Genomic DNA, 17,892 nt, shown 5'->3' with positions numbered 1-17,892 from the left:
ACCGGACCGGGCGGAGGCCGCCGGACGAGCGCAACATCAGGTCGGAGCGAAGTATCCGGGCGCAGGCGGAGCGGACCCGGTGCCGTCACCACACCCGGGCGCTTGAGCCGCGGGACCGGGTCCTGCAGCCCCCGTGAAACCCGGGTCCTCCCGCAGCGGGATCAGGGGACCGAGCACTTGCCGTTGTTGGCCACCAGGGCACCGAGCGTAGCCGTATCGCCAATCTCGGCCAGCTGCTGGAGGTACTCCGCGGTGATCTGTGGCTCCGCCGGCGCCTCCGGGGCGTCGGCAGGTTCCGGTGCCGGCTCGTCCGCCGGGCCGGCCCCGCCCTCGCCGGCGGTGGTTTCTCCGCCGCCGGCACCCGGGCCGCCGTCGTCGTCGCCGTCGTCCTTGGGATCTTTCTGCCCAGTCTGCTCTTCCTGGGTGAACATCTCCTGAACACGGGGATGGATCACGGAGAAGTCCGGGTAGGTGACGAAGTTCTCCGCCGCGGTGCCGAAGTCCGGCGGTCCGATGGTCAGGCGCTTCACCTTTTGGTCTTTGGCCTTCAGCGCCAGCGAGACGAAGCTGCCCAGCTGGGAACTGGGAATGTCCGTTTCAACGACCTGTTCGCCGGCTTCGGCCAACTGCTGGAAGCGGGTCAGCACCGTTGCCGGGTCCAGCTGCTTGACCATCGCGGACATCACGCACTGCTGGCGCTGGACGCGGTCATAGTCGGTGGCGAATTCGCGGGAGCGGGCGTACCAGAGGGCGTGGTAGCCGTCGAGCTCTTGGACGCCCGGGGCGATCCAGCCCTTCGGCGGGTAGTGCTGATTGGTGCCGGGGATGGTCCTGTTGGAGATGGGCACCCAGCCGCCGGCGTTCACCGTGATGCCGCCCATCGCGTCCACCAGGGCTTCGAAGCCGTCCATGTCCACGAGGGCATACGCCTGGATCTCGATGCCCAGGATCCCGCTCACGGCGTCCTTCATGGCTTCCGCGCCCGGGTTCTTGGCATCCGGGTAACGGTCGGCGTGGTTTTGCTCCACGTCGACGTAGAGGGCGTTGATGATGCACTCGTCACCGCAGCTGAAGCCTTCCGGGTAGACCTCGCGCATCGGAGAGTCTGCCGGGAACGGGGCGTTTTGGAAGTTGCGCGGGATGCCGAACATGACGGTCTGGCCGGTCTTCGCGTCGACGCTGACCACCTGGATGCTGTCCGGCCGCAGCCCGACCCGTCCGGCACCGGCGTCGCCGCCCATCAGCAGGAAATTGTAGCGGCCGTCTACCGGGTCGAATGCGGGCCGGGTTTCGAAGATGCTGCTGAAGGCGTTGCGGCTCACGTTGAGCAGGTAGGCGGCGTAGCCCAGGCTGCCGCTGGTGAGCACCATCAGGGCAACGAGCGTCACCGCCACCGCCGGCTTGGCTCCCGGGGCCAGCAGGTTTGGCCTGATGATGCGCAGGGTGTTCAAAAACAGGAACGCCCAGAACAGCGCCAGCGCCGCCAGCACCACAATCAGGGCCAGCGAACCCCATCGGTCGGTCGCCAGGTTCACCAGCAGCGGCCAGTTCACCAGGGCCATGACGGCCGCGGCCAGGATGGCGGCCCAGGCCAGCAGCGTCACCGCCAGGGCGCGCCGGCCCAGCCTGCGGTCCCCGGCCACGATCTGGGCGCTGCCCGGGACGAGCAGGGTCAGCAGCAGCAGGACGAAGGCGCGCTTGGTGCGCACCGGTGCCGGAGCGTGCTGGGGGTAGCGGACCGGATCGGTCACCCCGCGCGCCGAAGACCCCGACGCCCGCCTGGGCGGCTGGGGACCCACCTTCCTAGGCCTCGCCGGAGCCGGCTACGCGTGCACGCAGCGCGGCTCCTTTGTCGTAGGCGGCCTGGCGCAGGCCGGAAGCGAACTCCAGCAGGGCCGGCTGCAGCCGTGCGGCCAAGTCGTCGCCGCCGGCTGCCAGCATCCGCACGGCCAGCAGGCCGGCATTGCGGGCTCCGCCGATGGACACGGTGGCCACCGGTACGCCGGCGGGCATCTGCACGATGGAGAGCAGGGAGTCCATGCCGTCCAGGTACTTCAGGGGCACCGGCACCCCGATCACCGGCAGCGGGGTCACGGAGGCGAGCATGCCGGGCAGGTGCGCGGCACCGCCGGCGCCGGCGATGATGATCCGCAGCCCCCGGGAGTGCGCGTCGCGGCCGTAACCGATCATGTCTTCCGGCATGCGGTGCGCGGAGACGACGTCGGCCTCGTAGGGGACGCCGAATTCCTCCAGCGCCTGTGCGGCGGCCTCCATGACGGGCCAGTCGGAATCCGACCCCATCACGACCCCGACTACCGGCTTGTTGTTCATGGTTTGCCTTCCTGGGGGTCCACGCCGTCACGGACAATCGCCGCCACACGGTTTGCGCGCCGCCGCAGTTCCTCGACCTGGGACGCATCGCGGCCCACCACATTGACATGGCCGATCTTCCGGCCGGGACGGACCGACTTGCCGTAGCCGTGCAGCTTGACGGACGGTTCGGCCGCCAGCGCGCGCGGGTAGGCCGAGAACAGATCCGTATTTGCGCCGCCCAGATAGTTCTTCATGACGACGACGCCGCCGAGCAGGGACGTATCGCCCAGCGGCAGATCCAGGACCGCCCGCAGGTGCTGCTCGAACTGGCTGGTGACCGACCCGTCCTGGGTCCAATGGCCGGTGTTGTGCGGACGCATGGCCAGTTCGTTGATCACGAAGCCTGCTCCGCGTCCCGGGGTGGCGAACAACTCGGCGGCCATCACGCCGGTCACGCCCAGCTCGTCGGCCAGCCGAAGCGCCGCCTGCTGGGCAGCCTCGGCGACGTCCTCCGGCAGCTCCTGCGCCGGCGCGATCACTTCGTCACAGACGCCGTTGACCTGGATGGTGTGCACCACCGGCCAGGCCCGCGCTTCGCCGGAGGGAGTCCTGGCTACCAGCGCCGAGAGCTCCCGGCTGAACTCAACTTTTTCTTCCACCAGCAGCGCGCCGCCGGTGAACCAATCGGCCGCTTCGACGGCTGCCGCCGCGTCGCGGATGATCCGCACTCCCTTGCCGTCGTAGCCTCCCCGCGGCGTTTTCAGCACCACCGGCCAGCCGATCTTGCCGCCGAAGGCAACCAGCTCGTCGACTCCGGAGACAGACGCCCATGCCGGGTTTGGCAGCCCCAGCTTGTCCACCACCGCCCGCATGACCAGCTTGTCCTGCGCATGGATCAGCGCATCCGGCTGCGGCTGCACGTTGACGCCTTCCGCAATCAAGGCCTGCAGATGTTCGGTGGGGACATGCTCATGGTCGAAGGTCATCACGTCCAGGCCCTGCGCGAATTCGCGCAGCGCCTGCAGGTCGCGGTAGTCGCCCACCGGTGCGGTGGCCACCGCCGGGACCGCCGAAACATCGGCAGCCTCGGCCAGAACACGCAGTTCAAAGCCGAGCTCTACCGCACACGGTGCCATCATTCGGGCAAGCTGGCCGCCGCCCACTACGCCGATCACTGGAAAACTCACCTAGTCAGGGTACCGAACAGGCCCCGGACGAGCGGCATTGCGCTTCCCGCGGCGGGGACGTCCTAGGTAACGCCCAGACTGGAGCAATACAATAGTGCGTCGGCCGGCACTGCTCCGGCATCCGAGCGAAAGGGATCCACCTTCGATCATGAATCGAACTATTTCCGAGCGCCTGCGCGCCATCGTTTCCCTTTTTTGGCGGGAAGTGGCGAAGTTCGGCACGGTCGGCGGGATCGCCTTCATCGTGGACAACGGCGTGTACTGGTGGCTGATCAACGGGCCCATGGACGACAGCGTGGTGAAGGCGCGGTTCGTTTCCGCCTCCGTGGCGACACTGTTTTCCTGGGTGGCCAACCGCTATTGGACGTTCCGGCATCGCCGCCAGGCAAACGTGCTGCGCGAACTGGTGCTGTTCATCGTCATCAATGTGATCGGGATGGTGGTCTCCGCCGGCTGCGTGTGGATAGCCCGCTACCCGCTGGAGGTGACGGACCGGACCATGCTGCTGTTCGCGGGGATCGTCGGGACGGTCCTGGCCACTGTCATGCGCTTCTTCGCCTACCGGTTCCTGGTGTTCAACGTTGAGCTGGACGCCGAGCCGGAGTTCGCTGCCGACCGCAAGATCTTCGAACGCCACCACGAGGAGCAGGCCGCCCCCCAGCCTCCCGCGGACGCTGCACCGGAGGTCGACGGCCCCCAGTCGTCGGGCACGGCGCGCGGCTAGGCAGGGTTCGGGCCGGATCGTCGGGTCACAGTTGAACGGTGACCCGCTCGCTGTCCAACAACCGTTGGGTTACCCCTACCTCTGGGTGCACCAGCACGACCGTGCCGCCGCCCTGCCACGTCGCCAAGGCTTCGCGGAGCACATCCGGCCAGGGGGATTGCGCCGGCACCAGCAGGGTCCTGCCGGCTGTCGGCCGGCCAAGAAGCTCGGCGAAGGTGAGGGATCCGCCGTCGTACTCCAAAGCCAAGCCGTTTGCCGCCAAGGAATCCATCCCCAGGTAGTCGTCCGCGTAGGACCGAACCTCCGCAGCGTAATCCAAGACGTCGTCGGGCAGTTCCCCGGGCCAGCGCAATTGGAGCGCCCCGAGGGCGACCACGACCCGATGCGGGCCGCCGTCCTGCACCAGGAGGGCGGGATCCGTCGCCACCACCACATCGGCGGTCCGGGCGCCCTCGTCCAGCCGGACCGTGGCGCCCGCCTGCCACGCGGCCAGCGCCCAGACCAACGACCGCCAGTGCGGCTCCATCCGAAGACCCACGCTCGTTCCCTCTCCGGCGTCCAGCTCCTCGGCCAGCAGGTTCGCCGTCTTGGCCACCCAGTTGTCCAGCACCCGGCCGGACAGCTCGACGCGTTCTCCCTGCGGCCCGTACCAGACCAGGCAGGGGGAGGAGTCCGGGCGCAGCCGGGCAAGCAGATCGGTGATCGTGGCGGTGGTGCTCACGGTGCTCCTTAGGGTCGGGTTCCCGGCCCGGCCGGACGCGGGCTGACGCCGGCACGGGTTCAATTGTGACGCACATCACGGAGGCAAGTCCTCGCGTGGCGTACGCGGATTTGGCTGCCGGGTCTCTAAGATTCCCGCCGGCGCTTGACTTGAACGTATTACACCCATGTAATTAGTTATTAAACGTGTAACAGCATGCTTGTGTCCGGCGCTGAGATCCAGCGCTGGACATGAATCTAGCACCACGCTGGTACAGGAACTCCGGGAGGGCTGATGGGGCAGGCAGAACGTAGTGCGCACCGGCGGGAGCTTGAAGCGCAGGCTTCGGCACCGCACGGATCGCGCGGCGTACCGGCAGACTGGTATGTGGATCCGGCCGATCCGACGGCGGCAGAGCGCTTCCGCGAATCCAGCCAAGAGACGCTCGAGGACGCGGCCACCGCCTTCCTCGCGGCGCACGAAGCGTTGGCGGAGGGACCCGGTGCCGAGGTGCTGGAGCTGACTGCTCCCCGCCTGCTCCGGGAACCGGCCGAGGCCGATCCGGCACCGAAACCGCTGTGGATCGGGCTGCCGGGCTTCGGTGCCGGCTATGAGGACGAGGGTGAACTCGGCTGGCAGGCCGATGCCCTGTGCGCCCAGACGGACCCGGAAGCGTTCTTCCCGGAGAAGGGCGGCTCCACCCGCGACGCGAAAAAGGTCTGCGGTGCGTGCACGGTGCGCTCGCAGTGCCTGGAGTATGCGCTGGCCAATGACGAGCGTTTCGGCATTTGGGGAGGGCTGTCGGAGCGCGAGCGCCGCCGGCTACGGAAAAGAGCACTCTAATTCAGCAGCAAGTTCGCGTCACCGCCGTTGTGGTAGCCCATAACGGCGCTTCCTACCTGCCCCAAACCCTGGCCGCCCTGGCCCGGCAGACGAGACCCGCCGATGTCCACATCGGGGTGGATACCGGGTCGTCCGATGAGTCCGCTGACCTGCTGCGCGCGCAGCTGCCCGCCGGAAGCCCGGTGGCCGCGGCTTCCACCCGCGCCGGCTTCGGCGCCGCGGTGCGGGTGGGGCTGGCCGAGCTGCCCAAGCAGGCCGTTGACGACGGTCCGGCCCAGGAATGGCTGTGGCTGCTGCATGACGATGCCGCGCCGGACCCCGACGCGCTCGAGGAACTGCTGCTCGCCGTGGAAACGGCACCGTCGGTGACCATCGCCGGCTGCAAACAGGTGGACTGGGACAACCCGCGCCGACTGGTCGACGTGGGCCTGACCGTGAGCCGCTGGGCCGAGCGGCTGACCATGATCGACGTGGATGAGATGGACCAGGGCCAGTACAACGGCCGGAGCGACTTCTTTGCAGTCAATTCCGCCGGCATGCTGGTGCGCCGCGACGTCTTCGACGAGCTGGGCGGGTTCGATCCTGCCCTGCCCGGTACCGGTGATGACGTGGACCTGTGCTGGCGGAACCGCCTGGCCGGCCACCGCGTGGTGGTTGTTCCTACCGCGAGGGTCCGCCATGCCACCCGCACCGGCGGCCACGGCACCGCAAGGGAAGCCCGCAAGGCGCAGATCCACCTGCGGCTAAAGCATGCGGCGTGGTGGCAGGTACCGTTCCTGTGGATCGGAGCCCTGCTCGGCGGGGTGTACACCTTCCTGGCCTCGGTGGTGGCCAAGGACCCGATGCACGGCCTGCGGCAACTCGGTGCCACCCTGGCCGCCTTGTTCCGTCCCGCAGGCTTCTTCGCTTCCCGGCGGCAGGCGGCCAAGACCCGCAAGGCCTCGCGGGGGATAGTGCGCCCGCTGATGGTCCCGCGGCGCGAGGTCTGGGCCTACCGGCGCTCACTCGCCGAGTCGCTGCGGCCCGAGCTCGCCGTCGGCGTAGTGGGCGACGGCTCCGGCTCGGACGCCGGCAGCAGCGACCAGCCCACCGGCGGATCCGACGACTTCGCCGCCCTCGCCGCGCCCGCCCGGACCTGGGTCGGTACGGGACTGGTGGCCGCCGCCGTCGTGCTGGCCCTCGTGTCCACGGTGGGCATGTTTGACTTCTTCGGTGCACCGGCGCTGGTGGGCGGCGGACTGCTGCCGGTCTCGGCCACCGTGGCGGAAATCTGGCACAACGCGTCAAGCTGGTGGATCTCGCTTGGTTCCGGCGTCCCCGGGCACGGGGACCCCTTCGGCTACGTCCTGGCTGTCCTGGCCGTGCTGGGTCTGGGGAACGGCTCTGCCGCCGTCCTGACGCTGGTGCTGCTGGCCATGCCGTTGGCCGCCGCCGGCGCCTGGTTCGCCGCCGGGGCGCTCACGCAGCGGCGCGGCCTGCGCTTCTGGGCCGCCATGTTCTGGGCGAGCGTTCCGGCGTTCCAGGTCGCGTTGGGCACGGGCCGGCTGGGCGCGCTGATTGCCCACCTGCTGATCCCGTGGGCCGTTCTCGGCCTGCTGCGCGCCACCGGCTCCGCCGTGCAGCGCGCCGACGCCAACCGGCCGCTGCTGCCGCACGAAGCCGTGCACAAGCCCGGCATCAACGGCAATCCCTCGTGGACCGCCGCGGCGGCGGCCGGACTCTGCCTGGCCGGCATCACGGCGTCGGCGCCGGCGCTGCTGCCGGTGGTTGTCGTCTTTATTGCCGTCCTGATGCTGGCCTTGCGCCGCCGGGCCAAAACCGTCTGGTGGGCGCTCATCCCGCCCCTGGCACTCGCCCTGCCGATGTTCGCGGCCGGACTGGACGAGCCGCGCGCGCTCTTGGGCGATCCCGGCCTGCCGCTGGCCTTCCACGCCGCCCCGCTGTGGCAGCAGCTGATGGGCTTCCCGCTCGCCTTCGGCCCCGCCGACGGGCTGGCCGGAGCCGGGATGCTGGAGGAACTGGCCCGGGGGCCGTGGGCGCTCCTCTACGCGCTCGTCGTCGCCGTGCCGATGCTGGCGCTGGCCGTGGCCGGGGCGGTCATGGGCAAGGGGGCCGGCCGCGCTCGGCTGCTCTGGCTCGGCGCGTTCCTGACCCTCGCGGCCTCCCTTGGTTCGTCGATGGTGGCCACCGCCGTCGCACCGGGAGCCGTGGTCACCCCGTTCACCGGTCCCTTTGTGTCGCTGGCGCTGTTCCTGCTCTTGGGCGCGGCCCTCATCGGCGGGGACCGAATGCGGCACGACCTGGCCGCCTCTGGGCGCCCGGCGTCCGGCCTGCGGCGCAGCGTGGCGGTGGCCGCCGCCGTCCTCATGGCCCTGGGCCCGGTGGCGAGCCTGGCGCACTGGCTGGTGCCCCAGTTCACCGGCTACACATCGTCCAGCGAGACGCGGACGCTGACGGATTTCGGCACGCACCTGGCGGTGGCGCCCGGGGCCGACCGGACGCTGCCGGCCACCTCCGCTGACAGCGGGACCGGGCCGGAGCAGGCGCGGGCGCTCGTGTTGACGGCGGAAACCGGCGGTGCGGTGACGGCGGCCGTGATGCACGGCAGCGGCACCACCCTGGACCAGCTGTCGGCCATCTATTCGGCGAGGGCCCTGGCCGGTCCGCTGACCGAAGCCCAGGTGCGCACCGACGACGACGCCGACGCCGAACTGCGGAACACGGTTGCTGTCATCGTGGCGGGCACCGGCGTGGATCCGCGGCCCTCCCTGGTGCGGCTCGGCGTGGACTTCGTGGTGCTGCAGGAATCCGACACGGCAGCCGAACTGCTGGCGGGCCGCATCGACGCCGTGCCGGGACTGACCTCGGTGGGACGCACCGACTCCGGTTGGCTCTGGCGGGTCGTCGGAACGACGGGCAAGGACGGCACCGCGGCGGGCCAACTGACCGCCCGGGTGCGCCTGGTCGACGCCAACGGCGACCTGCTGCAAACGGTGCCGTCCGGCTGGACCGCGGCGGGCGGCGAGATTCCCGCCGGCGAGCCCGGACGGCGGCTGATCCTGGCCGAGCGGACCGACCCGGGCTGGACGGCTACCTTGAACGGCCAGCGGCTGGAACCGTCGCAGGACGGCTGGGCCCAGGCGTTTGAAGTGCCGGCAGCAGCGGGTACCGTGAAGATCGGCTATTCGAGCCCCTGGTCGCCGTGGATCGGAATCCTTCAGGTGCTCGCCATCGGACTGACCGTCCTGCTCGCCATACCGATTCCGGCGCGCCGTCGGTTCGTGCCGCGCCGGGTCGACCACATCAAGACCACGGGGGCGGATGCCGGCACCGCTGAACTGCGCAGGGCAGCATTCGAGGACCCGGGCGACGGCGCCGCAGTTGCTCTGGCCGGAAAAGGACAGCAAGGATGACCGAGACGGGTGGCCGCGGCGAGGAGCCGCGGGCGACAGACGCAGGGACCGGTGCAACCGCTGCCGGATCCGCACAGGACGGCGGCCAGCCGCAGCGCGAAAGCGCGGCCGAGCCTGCGCAGCCGGTCGACCGCAAGGCCGCCAAGCGGGCTGCGCGGCGGGACCGCGCACGCGATGCCGCTGCCGGCAAAGCGGCCGCGCGCTCCGGCAGTTCCGCCGTAAGCGCCACGCCGAAGGGCGGCGGCGGGCGGCGGACGCTGGGCGCCGTCTCCGGAGCGGGCCTTCTGCTGCTGTCCGGAGCGGCGGTAGCGACCAGCAGCCTGGTGGACGTGCCGGGCGCGGCCGCCGAGCGCCCGCCCGTGTCCGCCGCCGTCCCGGCCGGGGACTACACCGCCGTCTGCCCGGAGCCTCTCCGGCTGCTCGACACCGCCGCCGAAGACACCGATCCCCAGTTCAGCCCGGTCTCCACCACGGCGCAGACCCGGGCCAGGGCCCTGGTGCTCAGCGACCTCGGCGGCAACGTCCCCGGCAGCGAGCTGACGGAACTGGGAGCGGGCACCCCGCTTGCGCGCATCGCCGAACCAACGGAAAAGTCATCCGGCGAGACCAAGACGGTGGCGTCCGTGGTGTCGGGACAGGATCTGTCCGGCCCCACCGTGCTGCGGGCGGCCCCGATGGGGGAGTCCACGGCGCTGGCCGGTGCGGCAATGACCTACCGTGCCTCCGACGGCGACCTGCGCGGACTGGCCGCGGCCAACTGCATGGCACCTGCCAATGATTTCTGGCTGCTCGGCGCCTCCACCACCGTGGGAACCACCTCCGTGCTGAAACTGCACAACAGTTCCCAGACCCCGTCCTCGGTTGACCTCGAACTGATCTCTTCCGAGGGGCAGATCCAGGCTCCGGGCACCCGCGGGCTGCTGGTCGCCCCGGGGGAGTCGCGTTCCATCGTGCTGGCGGGCGTGGCCGCGAACCAGGAATCACTGGCCGTGCGCGTGCAGTCCTCCGGCGGCCCGATAACCGGCTTCATCCAGCAGAGCATCCTGCGTCAGCTGACCCCCGGCGGCGTCGAGTTGCTGCAGGCGTCTGCCCCGGCCGGAACGCGCCAGGTGGTCACGGGAATCACCGTCCAGGACGAGAAACTGGCACGGGCGATCCGGGGCCAGGACGGCTACGGGAACGCCGCGCCGGCGCTGGAGGTGGCGGTGCCCGGCGTGACCGACGCGGTCCTGGAAGTGCGCGTGTTCGGTTCGGACGGGCCGGTCGGCCTCCCGGGCGGCGGCGTCATCACCGCGGCGGCCGGCAGCGTCACCAGGGTGCCGCTGGAGTCCCTGCCCGCCGGCACGTATTCCGTCGAAATCAGCGCCGACGTGTCCATCGCTGCCGCCGCACGGGTCAGCAGGGCAACCGAGACGGGCGAACCGGTGGACTTCGGGTGGTCACCCGCCGCCGGCCGCCTCGGCAGCAACCATCTGGCAGTCGTGCCGGGCGGCGTCAGCTCCAGGATGGCCTTCAGCGCGCCGTCCGGGGACGCCACGGTGGAAATCACCCCGGTGGATCTGATAGGCAAACTGGGCCAGAAGCAGGTAATCCGCGTCCCCGCCGGAACCACCGTGACCCTGGATCACAAGGCCGACGCTGCGGCCCTGTTGATCAGCGCCTCCGGCGAAGCCGTCTACGGTGCCCAGGTCCTGACCGACGGCGGTGCACCCGATGTTGCGGTCCTGCCGGTGCCCGCCGGGACGCAGGCGCAGAACGCCGTGCCGGTCGATATCGGGTACTAGGAAGACGGGGCGCCGGGCCCGCTCAGGGGCGGGTCCGGCCGTAGCCGGGGTCAACCGCTTCCGGTGCCATGTTCAGCAGCTGCGCGGTCTGCTCCACCACCACATCGTGGATGAGCTCCGGAAGCTCGGCCCGCAGCCGGGCGGCCGTCTGGACCGGCTGCCGGAACACTGTCACCACCGCCGGGCGGCCCGGCGAAGCCGGAGTGAAGCTGCCCAGCGGCGCGGCCTGGCCGCGGGCCAGCAGCTCCTCGAGGCGGGGCGGAATGTCTTCGACCACGAATTGGGCTGCTTCGACCCGCTCCCCCCAGAAGTACGCCAGCCGCTCGGCGGACTCCGAGACCCACTGCTCGAACTGTTCCGACCTGGTCAGATGGCCGGGCAGGTTGGCGGGCAGCAGGTCGCCGCGCAGCCCGCGGCCGCGGCGGTTCCGGCGTCGTGCGGCAAACGGACGGCGCCAGCCACCGCCGTCGCTATCCAGCGAGAGGGTCAGTGATGGTCCGTTGTCCATATACCGACTTTAAGCCCGGGAACCGGAATAAGGCACCCGGCCCCCGCAGCCGGTGCGCCGGAGCGTCCGGGGGAGCGGCGTCCGGCGCGACCCGATTGTGACCTAATCTTTTCTTCACCGGCCCGCGCCGGTGGTCCGGAAGGAGGGAGGCCGGGAGTAGGATGCTCTCTCGTGGGATCCTTTCGTCAATGTTCACGCTCGGCCTGTCAACGGTCGGCCATCGCTACTTTGACATACGTGTATGCGGATTCCACTGCCGTCCTGGGCCCGCTGGCGACCTACGCGGAGCCACACTGCTACGACCTGTGCGCCGAGCACGCCGAACGGCTGACCGTGCCCCGCGGCTGGGAAGTCATGCGGTTGGCCCTGCCGGAGCAGGCGCCGGTCCCCAACCCCGACGACCTGTTGGCCTTGGCCGACGCCGTGCGCGAGGCCGCCCGCACGCCGGAGGCGCCCGACGAGGTGCCCCAGCCGCGCGGCCAGCGCGAGCCGTTGGAGCCTCCCGCAGGTGCTGCCGGCACCCGACGCGGACACCTGCGCATTCTGCGCGGACAACCGTAGGGCGATACGCTGGGACGCGGACAGCCCGCCGTGCCGGCAACCTGCCGTCCGCGGCGAAGCCCCGCACCGCCGCCCCGGAAGCGGACGCAGCCGAAGCTGCTGGAGATCAAAGGACACCATTGCATGGCACATCTGACCCCCGAACTGCTGGCGGTTTTGCGCTGCCCGGGCACCGGTTCATCACTCGCCCAGGAGGGCGACGAGCTGGTCTCGACCGGCCGCACCGCCGCCGGAGCCCGGCTGCGCTACCGGATCGAAGACGGCATCCCGGTGCTGCTGCCGCAAGCCGCCCCGGCCGCCGGCGCCATTGATTCAACCAACGACGGCGCCGCTGCTTCCCCCAACGACGGCCCCGCTGACGACGCTTAGGAGCATGACTGTGACGTTCGATTACAAGGTCAAGGACCTCTCGCTGGCTGCCGCCGGCCGCCACCAGATCCGCCTGGCGGAGCACGAGATGCCGGGATTGATGGCACTGCGCGCGGAGTTCGGCGAGGCCCAGCCGCTGGCCGGCGCCCGGATTGCCGGTTCCTTGCACATGACGGTGCAGACCGCGGTCCTGATCGAAACCCTGACTGCACTCGGAGCGGAGGTCCGCTGGGCCTCCTGCAACATCTTCTCCACCCAGGACGAGGCCGCCGCCGCCGTCGTGGTGGGCAAGGGCACGCCGGAAGAGCCGCAGGGCGTGCCGGTTTTCGCCTGGAAGGGCGAAACGCTCGAAGAATACTGGTGGACCGCGGAGCAGATCCTGACCTGGCCGGGTGCCGCCGAGAACCCCGAGCTGGGACCGAACATGATTCTGGACGACGGCGGCGATGCCACCCTGCTGCTGCACAAGGGCGTCGAATTCGAAGCCGCCGGTGCCGTCCCCTCGGCCACCGCCGACGACCCGCACGAGTACACGATCATCCTGGACGTGCTGCGCGCCTCTTTGGCCAAGGACCCGCAGAAGTTCACCCGGGTTGCCGCCGGCATCCGCGGCGTCACCGAGGAAACCACCACCGGCGTGCACCGGCTCTACCAGCTGGCGGAGCAGGGCCAGCTGCTGTTCCCGGCGATCAACGTCAACGATGCGGTGACCAAGTCCAAGTTCGACAACAAGTACGGCATCCGCCATTCGCTGCCGGACGGCATCAACCGGGCCACCGACGTTTTGATGGGCGGCAAGACCGCCGTGGTCTGCGGCTACGGCGATGTCGGCAAGGGCGCGGCCGAGGCGCTGCGCGGCCAGGGCGCCCGCGTCGTCGTCACCGAGATCGACCCGATTTGTGCCCTGCAGGCCGCCATGGACGGTTACCAGGTCACCACCCTGGACAAGGTCGTCGGCGAGGGCCACATCTTCATCACCACAACCGGCAACAAGGACGTCATCATGGCGTCCGACATGGTGAAGATGCGCGACAAGGCCATCGTGGGCAACATCGGCCACTTCGACAACGAAATCGACATGGCAGGCCTGGCCAACGTCCAGGGTGTCCGGAAGGTGGAGATCAAGCCGCAGGTCCACGAATGGGTCTTCGATGCCGGCCTGGCGACCGAACGCTCCATCATCGTGCTCTCCGAGGGCCGCCTGCTAAACCTGGGCAACGCCACCGGGCATCCCTCGTTTGTCATGAGCAACTCCTTCGCCAACCAGACCATTGCGCAGATCGAGCTGTTCACCAAGCACGGCAAGCCGGCCGAGGGTTCGGCCACCGGCGAGCCCGAATACGCCAACCAGGTCTACGTGCTGCCGAAGGTGCTCGACGAGAAGGTCGCCCGGCTGCACCTGGGCGCGCTCGGCGTCGAACTCACCGAACTGAACAAGGAACAGGCCGAGTACCTGGGCGTGGACATCGCCGGCCCGTACAAGCCGGACCATTACCGCTACTGATCGGGACCGGACGGCTAACGGCGGAGCGGCGCTTCCCGCCCCGCCGTTGGCCGTCCGGCTAATGGTTACCGGATTGTTGGGCGGACCCGCCCGCAATAACGCGTCCTTCGGCTCCGCGCGCCCTACGATGGAAACAGGGTGCTGCTGTGCCCTTCAGCGGCGAGCACATGCCGCCGAGGTCTCGTGAGTTGGGTTGGGATGACTGAGGATAAAAAAAAGCGCAAGGGCCTCAAGATTGCCCTGCTGTGCATCATCGGAGTGCTGGTGGCCGCCGCCGCAGCGGTCACTGCGGCGGCCATGGCGTCGCCGACTTTCGCCTCCCAGCTGGGACGGGTGTTCGCCGCCGCGCCGGCCGAGCGGCAGGGCTTCTCGGAGCCGGTCGTCAAGGCGATGTCGGTCGGAGTCACCCCGGAAGACAAAGCCGTGGAAGTCAATCCGGCCACCGTGGCCACCATCACCGCCAAGAACGCCACCATCAAGGATGTGGTGTTAACGCCGGCGGGGGGCGGCGAACCGATCGCCGGCGAACTGTCCGCGGACGGCAGCCAATGGAAGGCAACGGAACGCCTGGACTTCCTGACCGAATACGACTTTGGCTACACGCTCGTGGACCGCGCGGGCACCGAGACCGCCAAGCAGCAGAGCTTCACCACCGTGCTCGCACCGAACCAGGCCGACGGCTGGATGTATCCGCTGGACGGACAGAGCGTGGGCATCGCCCAGCCGCTGGAGTTCAATTTCAGTGAACCCGTGCTGAACAAGGAAGCGGTGGAGAAGGCCATTTCCATCACCACCTCCGCCGGGCAGAAGGGCGAGTTCTACTGGTACTCGGACACGAAGGCCCGCTTCCGTGCGGAAAAGTACTGGGAACCGAACAGCACCGTGACCGTGGACATGAAACTTTTCGGCGTGGAGTTCGGCAACAACATGGTCGGGATGAACGACGAGAAGATTACCGTCAACATCCTCGATGACCGCAGGGCGATCGTGGACAACAAGACCAAGACCATGAAGATCTACGTGGGCGGTGAGCTGGCCAAGACCTTCCCGGTGACCCTGGGCGACCCGAACTGGCCGTCCAGCAAGGGCATCCACCCGATCATGGACATGCATGAGTCGCTTCCGTTCAACCCGCGCAGCATCGGGCTCAAACCGGGAGACCCGGACTGGTACGAGCCGTTCGACGCCAAGTACGCCAGCCGGTTGAGCAACAGCGGCGAATTCGTCCACACGACCCTTGACCCCTCGGCCCTGGGCGTGCGCAACATTTCGCACGGCTGCGTGGGCATGTCCGAAGCCGGTGCCCGGTACTTCTACGAGACCATGCGGACCGGGGACATCGTGGATATCCGCAACACCGACGGCGGGTTCCTGGATCCGACGGACGGTTTTGGGGACTGGAACGTGGATTGGAAGACCTGGACGTCGCAGGACAAGAGCTAGCCGTTTCGCGGTCCGCCCGGCCGGGCGGACCGCGCGGCCGCTCCTAGTCCCGGAAGGGCAGGGAATGCAGCCGGGCGCCGCGCTCGGCGGCGCGTTCCTGCTGCCGGGCCAGCCGGGCGAAGTCGCGTTCGCGCCGTTCGGCCATCACCGCCAGCAGGTACATTTCCGGCGGCGTCCCCGCCGGCGGCGGGGGAGAGACATAGCCGGAGGCCTCGTTGGCCAGGGCCGTGGCCAACCGCGCGCGGGACGCCGGAATCATCTTGGGCGCCTGGGAGAGGAACTGGACAATCCGCCGGGCCAGCGGTTCCGGCAGCCGCCCCATGTCCGCGAGCTTCACCCACGGGGCCAGCTGCGGGGGAATTTCCGGCAGGACCTTCGGCATGACCGCGACGCGTTCCCGCATGCTGTAGGTGCCCGCCAAGAGGTCGCCAAGGCGCTTGGACCTGTCGTTGAACAGGGCCACCATGAAGGCCACCGAACCGAGCAGGATATACAGTTCGAAGACAGCCACGAGGCCGCGGATGAGCGCATGCCGGAAGCGGATGGCACCGCCGTCGTCACGCACGATCCGCAGCCCCATGATCCAGCGTCCCAGCGACTTGCCGCGCGTGAGCGTTTCCACGGCGATGGGCACGCCGACCAGGAAGAACAGCACCACCGCGATGACCAGCGCCCGGGCGGCCGCGGCGTCGAACCCGACCTCCAGGGTTTCCGCCAGCAGCACGAAGGCGGCGATCAGCAGGATCACGTTGGCCACCACGTCGATGATCGAGCTCAGCGCCCGGACGCCGAACGACGCCGGCCGCAGTTCCAGCACTACCGCCTCGCCGGTGATGACGTTGCTCATCGGATCCCTTTCCCGGGCGGTCTGTGCCGCGCCCGGTTCCACTCTATCGATCCGAGGTGTCCGGCCGGGCCGCCGGGAGCCTGGACGGGCGACGGATAGGCTAGGGGCGTGGATATCGATGCCTTCGCCGCGGTGCATGAGCACGATTGGCAGCGGCTGGACGAACTGAGCGCCAAACGAAAGCTTACTGGCGCCGAGGCGGATGAACTGCTCGTGCTCTACCGGCGCACGTCGACCCACTTGTCGATGATCCGCTCGGTCGCCGCCGAGGGCCAACTGTCGGCGGCCCTCTCCACCCGACTGTCGCGGGCCCGGACGCGGTTCACGGGGGCGCGCTCCAACTTCGCCCGGGACGTGGCGGAGTTCTTCGTGTTGTCCCTGCCGGCCGCGTTCTACCGCCTGCGCTGGCTGACCGTGATCATCGGCGCCCTGTTCATCCTGGTCGCCTGGCTGTTCGGCGCCTGGGTGGCGGGAAACCCCGACGTGATCAAGGCGATGGGCTCCAACGAGGAGATCCGGCAGTACGTGGAAGAGGACTTCGTCAATTACTACTCGGAGAATCCCAACGCCTCGTTCGCCGGCATGGTGTGGACCAACAACGCCTGGATCGCCGCGCAGGCGGTGGCCTTCGGAGTGACCGGACTATGGGTGCCGTACATCCTGTTCATGAACGCCCAAGGCGTGGGCATGGCCGGCGGGATGATGGCCGCCTACGACCGGCTGGACGTCTTCTTCATCTACATTCTGCCGCATGGGCTGATGGAAATGACCGCAATCTTCATTGCCGGTGCCGCCGGACTGCGGATCTTCTGGTCCTGGGTCTCGCCCGGCCGGCTCACCCGCGCGGCATCACTGGCCAGGGAAGGCCGGTCGCTGATCACAGTGGCCCTGGGGCTGGTCCTGGTCCTCCTGATCTCCGGCCTCGTCGAGGGCTTCGTGACTCCCAGCGCGCTGCCGGACTGGCTGCGGCTGGGCATCGGTGTACTGGTGCTGGCCGCCTACTGGATCTACACCCTTGTCGTGGGCCGGCGGGCCTACCTGGCGGGGGAGCGCGGCGACCTGGGCCGGTTCGACGCCGGCGAGGCCGCCGCCACCGGGTAGCCGCGGTCGAGCCGGCAGGGGCTACCGGCGAGGGCCGGGTGGGCCGCCCCGGGGTGGCAACCGTGAAGCGTCGCCGGCCGGCGGTAGTCTCATAGGCAGAGAGGCCAGCGGTACAGAAAGAGGCGACGGACGTGGCAGTCGAAGAGGTGAACCCCGGCGGAGATGACCGCAGGGCACGGACAGCGCCGGGAGAAGGCCCTGGGATCGAACCCGAGCGCGCTCCGGCGCCTCCGGTCCCCGCGGTCAACGGCCGGTTTCGGGACGGCGCCAACCCGCTTCCCATGCGGCGGCCCAGCAGGCTGCCGGATCTGAGTGCCGTGTCGAACGGCCAGGGCACCGCGCGCGACGGCGGTGCTTTGGACGGCGCCGGAACGAAACCCCGGAGCGACGCGTCCACACAGCTCGACGCCGGCGCGCCGGCCGCAGGGGGAGATTCTGCCGCCGCAGGGGCACCCCGATCCGGAGCCCCGGCGGCGGCCGAGGGTGACGCCGGCAGTTCCGCGCCCAGGACGCCCAGCAGTAGGACCAGGATCAGCGTCGCGGCAGAACCGGCGAACAGGCCGCGCCGGATGCCTCCGTGGTAGCGGCGGGCCAG

At 69.4% G+C, this 17,892-nt stretch carries 15 protein-coding genes; 9 read left to right on the top strand and 6 right to left on the bottom strand.

Going from position 1 to position 17,892, the window contains the following annotated elements; translation table 11 throughout:
* Nucleotides 1-161 precede the first annotated feature (161 nt).
* From AC5RVD_RS06905 to AC5RVD_RS06895, 3 genes are read right to left on the bottom strand one after another with little or no spacing between them, the layout of a single operon-like run.
* Nucleotides 162-1,751, bottom strand: coding sequence for an LCP family protein (locus AC5RVD_RS06905; RefSeq protein WP_494126475.1), 1,590 nt, complete (start codon nucleotides 1,749-1,751; stop codon nucleotides 162-164).
* Between the two features lie 52 nt (nucleotides 1,752-1,803).
* Nucleotides 1,804-2,331, bottom strand: a complete 528-nt coding sequence (gene purE, locus AC5RVD_RS06900) for a 5-(carboxyamino)imidazole ribonucleotide mutase (RefSeq protein ID WP_494113249.1) — start codon at nucleotides 2,329-2,331, stop codon at nucleotides 1,804-1,806.
* Nucleotides 2,328-3,500 carry a 5-(carboxyamino)imidazole ribonucleotide synthase gene (locus tag AC5RVD_RS06895; protein ID WP_494113248.1) on the bottom strand — a complete coding sequence of 391 codons (1,173 nt, stop codon included), beginning with the start codon at nucleotides 3,498-3,500 and terminating at the stop codon, nucleotides 2,328-2,330. The genes purE and AC5RVD_RS06895 overlap by 4 nt, the downstream gene beginning before the upstream one ends.
* 148 nt (nucleotides 3,501-3,648) lie before the next feature.
* On the opposite strand from AC5RVD_RS06895, the gene AC5RVD_RS06890 reads away from it, so the two are divergent.
* A complete protein-coding gene (locus AC5RVD_RS06890) occupies nucleotides 3,649-4,224 on the top strand; it encodes a GtrA family protein (protein ID WP_494113247.1) in 576 nt (191 codons plus the stop codon).
* A gap of 25 nt (nucleotides 4,225-4,249) precedes the next feature.
* Here AC5RVD_RS06890 and AC5RVD_RS06885 read toward each other — a convergent pair whose 3' ends face one another.
* Complete coding sequence (locus AC5RVD_RS06885) at nucleotides 4,250-4,945, bottom strand: TIGR03089 family protein (RefSeq protein ID WP_494126474.1); 696 nt, start codon at nucleotides 4,943-4,945, stop codon at nucleotides 4,250-4,252.
* Nucleotides 4,946-5,218: 273 nt separating this feature from the next.
* On the opposite strand from AC5RVD_RS06885, the gene AC5RVD_RS06880 reads away from it, so the two are divergent.
* From AC5RVD_RS06880 to AC5RVD_RS06870, 3 genes are read left to right on the top strand one after another with little or no spacing between them, the layout of a single operon-like run.
* Nucleotides 5,219-5,767 carry a WhiB family transcriptional regulator gene (locus tag AC5RVD_RS06880; RefSeq protein WP_494113245.1) on the top strand — a complete coding sequence of 183 codons (549 nt, stop codon included), beginning with the start codon at nucleotides 5,219-5,221 and terminating at the stop codon, nucleotides 5,765-5,767.
* Nucleotides 5,768-5,796: 29 nt separating this feature from the next.
* The gene (locus AC5RVD_RS06875; RefSeq protein WP_494126473.1) at nucleotides 5,797-9,180 is read left to right on the top strand and encodes a glycosyltransferase; all 3,384 of its coding nucleotides are present in this window, start codon (nucleotides 5,797-5,799) and stop codon (nucleotides 9,178-9,180) included.
* Entirely contained in the window at nucleotides 9,177-10,964 is a 1,788-nt protein-coding gene (locus tag AC5RVD_RS06870) for a DUF5719 family protein (RefSeq protein WP_494126472.1), read from the top strand. The genes AC5RVD_RS06875 and AC5RVD_RS06870 overlap by 4 nt, the downstream gene beginning before the upstream one ends.
* 22 nt (nucleotides 10,965-10,986) lie before the next feature.
* Here the strand turns inward: AC5RVD_RS06870 and AC5RVD_RS06865 are convergent, their stop codons facing one another.
* The gene (locus AC5RVD_RS06865; protein ID WP_493987944.1) at nucleotides 10,987-11,472 is read right to left on the bottom strand and encodes a metallopeptidase family protein; all 486 of its coding nucleotides are present in this window, start codon (nucleotides 11,470-11,472) and stop codon (nucleotides 10,987-10,989) included.
* A 171-nt stretch (nucleotides 11,473-11,643) separates the two neighbouring features.
* On the opposite strand from AC5RVD_RS06865, the gene AC5RVD_RS06860 reads away from it, so the two are divergent.
* From AC5RVD_RS06860 to AC5RVD_RS06845, 4 genes are all read left to right on the top strand, one after another.
* Nucleotides 11,644-12,033: a DUF3499 domain-containing protein gene (locus tag AC5RVD_RS06860; RefSeq protein ID WP_494126471.1), complete on the top strand. Its 390-nt coding sequence runs from the start codon at nucleotides 11,644-11,646 to the stop codon at nucleotides 12,031-12,033.
* Nucleotides 12,034-12,156: 123 nt separating this feature from the next.
* Nucleotides 12,157-12,402, top strand: a complete 246-nt coding sequence (locus tag AC5RVD_RS06855) for a Trm112 family protein (protein ID WP_494113241.1) — start codon at nucleotides 12,157-12,159, stop codon at nucleotides 12,400-12,402.
* A gap of 10 nt (nucleotides 12,403-12,412) precedes the next feature.
* Entirely contained in the window at nucleotides 12,413-13,906 is a 1,494-nt protein-coding gene (gene ahcY / locus AC5RVD_RS06850; RefSeq protein WP_494126735.1) for an adenosylhomocysteinase, read from the top strand.
* A gap of 198 nt (nucleotides 13,907-14,104) precedes the next feature.
* Nucleotides 14,105-15,349 (top strand): L,D-transpeptidase, encoded by a 1,245-nt coding sequence (locus tag AC5RVD_RS06845; RefSeq protein ID WP_494126470.1) that lies wholly within the window; start codon nucleotides 14,105-14,107, stop codon nucleotides 15,347-15,349.
* Between the two features lie 43 nt (nucleotides 15,350-15,392).
* Here AC5RVD_RS06845 and AC5RVD_RS06840 read toward each other — a convergent pair whose 3' ends face one another.
* Nucleotides 15,393-16,196 (bottom strand): RDD family protein, encoded by an 804-nt coding sequence (locus tag AC5RVD_RS06840; RefSeq protein WP_494113239.1) that lies wholly within the window; start codon nucleotides 16,194-16,196, stop codon nucleotides 15,393-15,395.
* Between the two features lie 108 nt (nucleotides 16,197-16,304).
* Between AC5RVD_RS06840 and AC5RVD_RS06835 the strand changes: the two genes are divergently transcribed.
* Nucleotides 16,305-17,297: a stage II sporulation protein M gene (locus AC5RVD_RS06835; protein WP_494113238.1), complete on the top strand. Its 993-nt coding sequence runs from the start codon at nucleotides 16,305-16,307 to the stop codon at nucleotides 17,295-17,297.
* Nucleotides 17,298-17,892: the final 595 nt, after the last annotated feature.

The sequence above is a fragment of the Arthrobacter sp. THG-b23 genome, assembly GCF_059091265.1.
This window is presented reverse-complemented; position numbering and strand designations above follow the sequence as displayed.

Coding starts and splice junctions, on each gene's coding strand:
- purE (WP_494113249.1), bottom strand. CDS start 2,331: ATGAACAACAAGCCGGTAGTCGGGGTCGTGATGGGGTCGGATTCCGAC.
- AC5RVD_RS06890 (WP_494113247.1), top strand. CDS start 3,649: ATGAATCGAACTATTTCCGAGCGCCTGCGCGCCATCGTTTCCCTTTTT.
- AC5RVD_RS06880 (WP_494113245.1), top strand. CDS start 5,219: ATGGGGCAGGCAGAACGTAGTGCGCACCGGCGGGAGCTTGAAGCGCAG.
- AC5RVD_RS06870 (WP_494126472.1), top strand. CDS start 9,177: ATGACCGAGACGGGTGGCCGCGGCGAGGAGCCGCGGGCGACAGACGCA.
- AC5RVD_RS06865 (WP_493987944.1), bottom strand. CDS start 11,472: ATGGACAACGGACCATCACTGACCCTCTCGCTGGATAGCGACGGCGGT.
- AC5RVD_RS06855 (WP_494113241.1), top strand. CDS start 12,157: ATGGCACATCTGACCCCCGAACTGCTGGCGGTTTTGCGCTGCCCGGGC.
- AC5RVD_RS06845 (WP_494126470.1), top strand. CDS start 14,105: ATGACTGAGGATAAAAAAAAGCGCAAGGGCCTCAAGATTGCCCTGCTG.
- AC5RVD_RS06840 (WP_494113239.1), bottom strand. CDS start 16,196: ATGAGCAACGTCATCACCGGCGAGGCGGTAGTGCTGGAACTGCGGCCG.